Source organism: Streptomyces sp. NPDC006368, from assembly GCF_040612535.1.
In the GTDB taxonomy this organism is placed as follows: Bacteria; Actinomycetota; Actinomycetes; order Streptomycetales; family Streptomycetaceae; genus Streptomyces.
On sequence record NZ_JBEXQK010000091.1, the window covers coordinates 1 to 4,938 of the forward strand.

Below are 4,938 nucleotides of genomic sequence, written 5' to 3' on the forward strand. Positions count from 1 at the left end.
GTGGGCGGCAGCATCCCGGTCGGCGCCTGGAGAACTCTCGGAATGCATGTCCTCAACTGTGACACTTCGCAACGGCCTTGTCAGTCGCTGAGACACGGGCCCTCCTCGGTACTGACGACAACAACCTCACACCCATGACGCACCTGGGACGCCTGCCGGGGTCAGCGCGCCACCGGCATCCAGCCACCCTACGCCCCGGGTATCCGCCCAGGTGGGCGGCGACGCCATCCCCGCCGGCCCATCGCCCGCGCGCCGCGACCCCATCGGACCGCGTGGCTCACACGACTTGGATACCGATCAGACACGTGTCGTCGTCCGTGTCGGACTTGCTGTGCGTGAGCAGCCCGTCAAGCCGCTGCTCCAGCGTGGTGGTCGGGATCCGGGCGTTGGTCAGAAGCTGGGCCAGCGAGTCCTGGACCGACTCGTCCCTGCGCTCGACCAGTCCATCGGTGTACATCAGCAGCGTGTCACCGGGCTCCATCTGCAACTCCTCCTCCTCGTAGGTCGCCTCCGAGAGGGCGCCGAGGAGGATGCCACCGACGGTGCGCAGGGTGTTCGCCTTCTGCCCCCGGATCAGGACAGGCGGCAGGTGACCGGCCCTCGCCCAGCGCAAGGTGCGCTTCTCGGGGTCGTACAGGCCGCACACCGCGGTGGCCGTGACGTGGTCGGTGAGGTAATGAGCCACGATGTTCAGCCAGGACAGCAGCTGGGCCGGCCCGGCTCCGGTGACCGCCAGGCCGCGCATGGCGTTGCGCAGTACCACCATGCTGGTGGCGGCCTCGATGCCGTGGCCGGCCACGTCCCCCACGCACAGCATGATCTGCTTGGAGGGCAGGACGACGGCGTCGTACCAGTCTCCGCCCACCATCGAGTCGGACTCCGCCGGGCGGTACCGCACGGCGATCTGCAGGCCCGGACTGTCCAGCGGAGCCTGCGCCGGCGGCATGATGGCGTGCTGCAACTGCAGGGTCAGACGGTTGCGTTCGGCGGCCTGCTGCTCGGTGTGCGCCAGCTGATCGCGGGTCGCCGCCAGCGCGACCTCCGTCCAGTGCTGCGCGGAGATGTCCTGGTAGGCGCCGCGCACGGCCATGAGCCGGTTGTCGGCGTCGAGTACGGGCTCGGCGATCACGCGCATGTGCCGGGTGACGCCGTCGGGGCGTTGCAGACGGAAGGCTGCGGAAGCCGGTCGCCGGTGATGCAGCACCGCGCGCAGGAAACGGCCGATGGTGGTGGCGTCATCGGGATGGGCGTGTGCGGTGAGCGCCCCCAGAGGCACGGGAACGGTGTGACGGGGACGGCCGTAGAGGTCGAACAGCTGGTCGTTCCACATGATCTCGCCCGTGGCGAGGTTCTCCTCGAACCCGCCGATCTGCCCGAGACGCTGGGCGTGCTGCAGGAGGTTGGCCAGGCGCGCCGTGTCGTCCTCGACCCGCCAGATCATCAGCACACTGCTGCCGTGGCGGCTGACGCTGATGTCGGCGACGGCGGCGAGAGGCACCTGACCGACCAGGGCGGTGAGAGTCATCCGCTGGACACGGAACGGCTCACCGGTCGCGTAGACGCGGGCGATCTCCTCGAAGAGCTCGCTGCCGCCGACCGCCATGGGATAGGCCTCGAGCAGCAGCGCTCCGGCGATGGCGCTGCGGGGGCGTCCGGCCGGGTCGAGGAAGTGGCTGTTGACGTGATGGATCCGGAAGTCGGCGAGGCGGCCGTCGGCCTCCATGAACGGGGTCAGGACGAGCGCCGGGTCGTACAGGCCCTCGGAGAGATCCACCAGCTCGGAAAGGTCGGGAGTGGTCATCCAGGGCGGAGCCGGGGGTGGGGCGGTGGAGATCGAGTGGCCGTCGAGAGTATGGGCGCACAGCTCGGCCAGGGCCTCGATCTGGCGCATGATCTGCGGCGGCTGAGGTTCCAGGGGACCGGGCCAGCAGATCTCGAGAATTCCGTGGACGCGCCCGCCCGTTCCGGCCGGGACGGCCACGCGGCCGCCACGGGGTTTCTGCGCCCAGCCGATGGAGGGCAGAGCCGCCGCGTCCAAGGAGGCGATCCGGATGGCCCGGCGTTCGCTCAGGGCCTGGCGGGCCAGCGTGGACACGCCCGGGGGGACGTAGCGCCAGCGGGCGGCCTCGTCAGCGGCGAAACCGGCGTGGCCGGAAAGCGTCAGCGAGGCGTCGAAGCCGGCCGTCCACACGGCGACGGCGTTGGCACCGAGCGGCGCCAGAGCGTGTTCCAGGAGGGACTCGGCAACCGCCTGGGTGTCGTCCGCCGCCAGGGCGCCGCTTTCGGCCGTGCGCAGGCGGACACCGACGGAGGTGTCGTCGTCCCCGGTGCCCGGCTCGCCGCTGGTTCGCCTGAGGAAGTCGTTGGCGATCTCGGTGACGTGGTCACGGGCCGACTCGTTGACGATGTCCGCCGCCAGCTCCAGCTGTGACACACCCGACTCGTCGGCCAGCATGGCCAGCTGCTGCGCGGCCGCGGCCGGCCCGCACTGCAGCCGCTCGATCAGCACGCCCTTGGCGAGCTCCACCAGGGCGCGACCGTCGGCTGCCGCCTGCGCGGCACGGATCTCGCCACGCAGCCGCTCCACCGTCGCGGCCAGGCGGCCGAGGCCGCTGTTCTCCTCGGGTGCGGAGGTTTCCTCGGCGAGCCCCTCCGGTACGGCCCCGGCCGCCACCTCGGCTCCCGGCGGGATCGCCAGGGCCGCCCGCGAGTCGGCGTCGTCGGCCGGGGGACGGCCCGCTCTCTCGGACGCACCATCGGGGGACGACGTCGCCTGAGTGGGGACAGGGGGATACGACCGGCCTGCGGGGGCAGGCCTCAGCAGCCCGTCCCCCTCTACGGGCTCCGCGGCGTTCTCAGGAGTGCTCACGTGCTGCCGGCTCCTCGGTCGGTGATGGGCGGTGGGGGTGAAGCGATGTGCACAGGCCTCAACGGCCCCCGGTGCCCTAGGTGGTCAGCCAGCGCCCGATGCAGGCGATGAGGTCGTCGGCGTCGACGGGCTTGGTGACGTAGTCGCTCGCCCCCGACGCCAGGCTCTTCTCCCGGTCGCCCGGCATGGCCTTCGCCGTCACCGCGATGATGGGCAGCTCGGCATAGGCGGGGTCCTCCCTTATGGCGAACGTCGCGGCGTAGCCGTCCATCTCCGGCATCATCACGTCCATCAGGATCAAATCCGTCTCGGGGTGCTCACGCAGTGCCTCGATTCCCTTGCGGCCGTTCTCGGCGTGCAGGACGTTGATGCCGTGCAGCTCCAGGATGCCGCTGATGGCGTACAGGTTGCGAGCGTCGTCGTCCACCACCAGCACCGTGTGCCCGGAAAGGCTCCCGTGAACCGGCTGCGAGGACTGCCTGCGCGTTTCCTCCGGGCGCACCAACGGAAGCACGTCCCCCGGTTCCTCGGCGGACAGGTGCAGGGCGACCCTCTCGCGCAGCTCGTCGAGGCTGGAGATCAGCTCCAGCGGCCGGGCGTCTGCCAGGGTCTGGAGCCGCTCCTCCTGGGCCGGCTCCAGACGGCGACTGTTGTGCGCGAGGACGGGCACGGTCGTCACCGCCGCGTCACCATCCATGGCGGTCAGGAACCGCAGGGCCTCATCCTTGGGCATGTCGAGTTCCAGGACCACGCAATGGAAGGGCCCCGCGGCCAGACTCTCCGCCGCCTCCTGCGCGCCCACGGCCGTGATGACCTCGATGTCCGCCGTGCGCTTGGCGAGATCCTGCGTCCCGGACAGATCGGCGACCGCGCTCTCGGCCACCAGTGACAGCAGACCGCGCGAACGCTCCTCGACCACCAGCAACCGGCGCTTCTGCCGAGGCGCCGGGGCCGTGCGGACCGCCGGCGGCGTGCTGCCCGCTCTGCCGGCCGTCCCGTCCGCCGTGGCCGGCGGGAGACCCCCGGCGAGGACGGCGGTTTCCCAGTCGGCCCGCGCCACCGGCAGGTACAACGTGAACGTACTGCCCTGTCCCGGCACGCTCTCGGCGCTGACCGCGCCACCCAGCAGATGCGCGATCTCCCGGCTGATGGACAGACCCAGCCCGGTGCCCCCGTACTTGCGGCTGGTGGTGCCGTCCGCCTGCTGGAAGGCGCCGAAGATCGCCTCCAGGTGCTGCTCGGCGATACCGATGCCCGTGTCCATGACGCGGAACGCCAGCACCGCCTCACCACGGCGCATGGAAGAGGGAAGTTCGTCGTCCGTGGCCTTCTCGATGCGCAACTCGACGCTGCCGTGTTCGGTGAACTTGACCGCGTTGGACAGCAGGTTGCGCAGCACCTGCCGCAGCCGGGAGTCGTCGGTCAGCACATCGGTCGGGACGCCCGGAGCGGCACTGATGGTGAAGTCGAGGTTCTTCTGCGTGGTCATGGGCCGGAAGGTGGCCTCCACGTAGTCCAGCAACTGCCGCAGCGCGACCGGCTCGGGGTTGATGTCCATCTTCCCCGCCTCGACCTTGGACAGGTCCAGGATGTCATTGATCAGCTGCATCAGGTCGGACCCGGCCGAGTGGATGATGCCCGCGTACTCGACCTGCTTCGGCGTCAGGTTGCGCGTCGGGTTCTGCGCCAGCAACTGCGCCAGAATGAGCAGGCTGTTGAGCGGCGTACGCAGCTCGTGGCTCATGTTGGCGAGGAACTCCGACTTGTACTTGGAGGCCAGCGCAAGCTGCTGCGCCCGTGCCTCCAGCTCCTGCCGCGCCTGCTCGATCTCCAGGTTCTTGGTCTCGATGTCGCGGTTCTGCGCGGCCAGCAGCGCGGCCTTCTCCTCCAGTTCGGCGTTGGAGCGCTGGAGCTCCTCCTGCTGCACCTGGAGCTCCTCGGACCGGGCCTGGAGTTCGGCCGTCAGCCGCTGCGCAGACCTCGCTGCGGGCGCACCGCGGCGGCCTCTTCGCCGACGGCCGCCTCGACCGCACCATCCGCACCCTCGCGGCCTTCGGCCTCCAGCTCGC

The 4,938-nt window shown here is 70.4% G+C and carries 1 protein-coding gene and 1 pseudogene; both read right to left on the minus strand.

Annotation, left to right across the window (positions count from 1 at the left end):
- Positions 1-277: 277 nt before the first annotated feature.
- Entirely contained in the window at positions 278-2,674 is a 2,397-nt protein-coding gene (locus ABZZ38_RS30210; protein WP_356745707.1) for a SpoIIE family protein phosphatase, read from the minus strand.
- 271 nt (positions 2,675-2,945) lie between these two features.
- Positions 2,946-4,844, minus strand: a pseudogene (locus ABZZ38_RS30215) (response regulator); the annotation flags it as partial.
- Between the last annotated feature and the right edge of the window lie 94 nt (positions 4,845-4,938).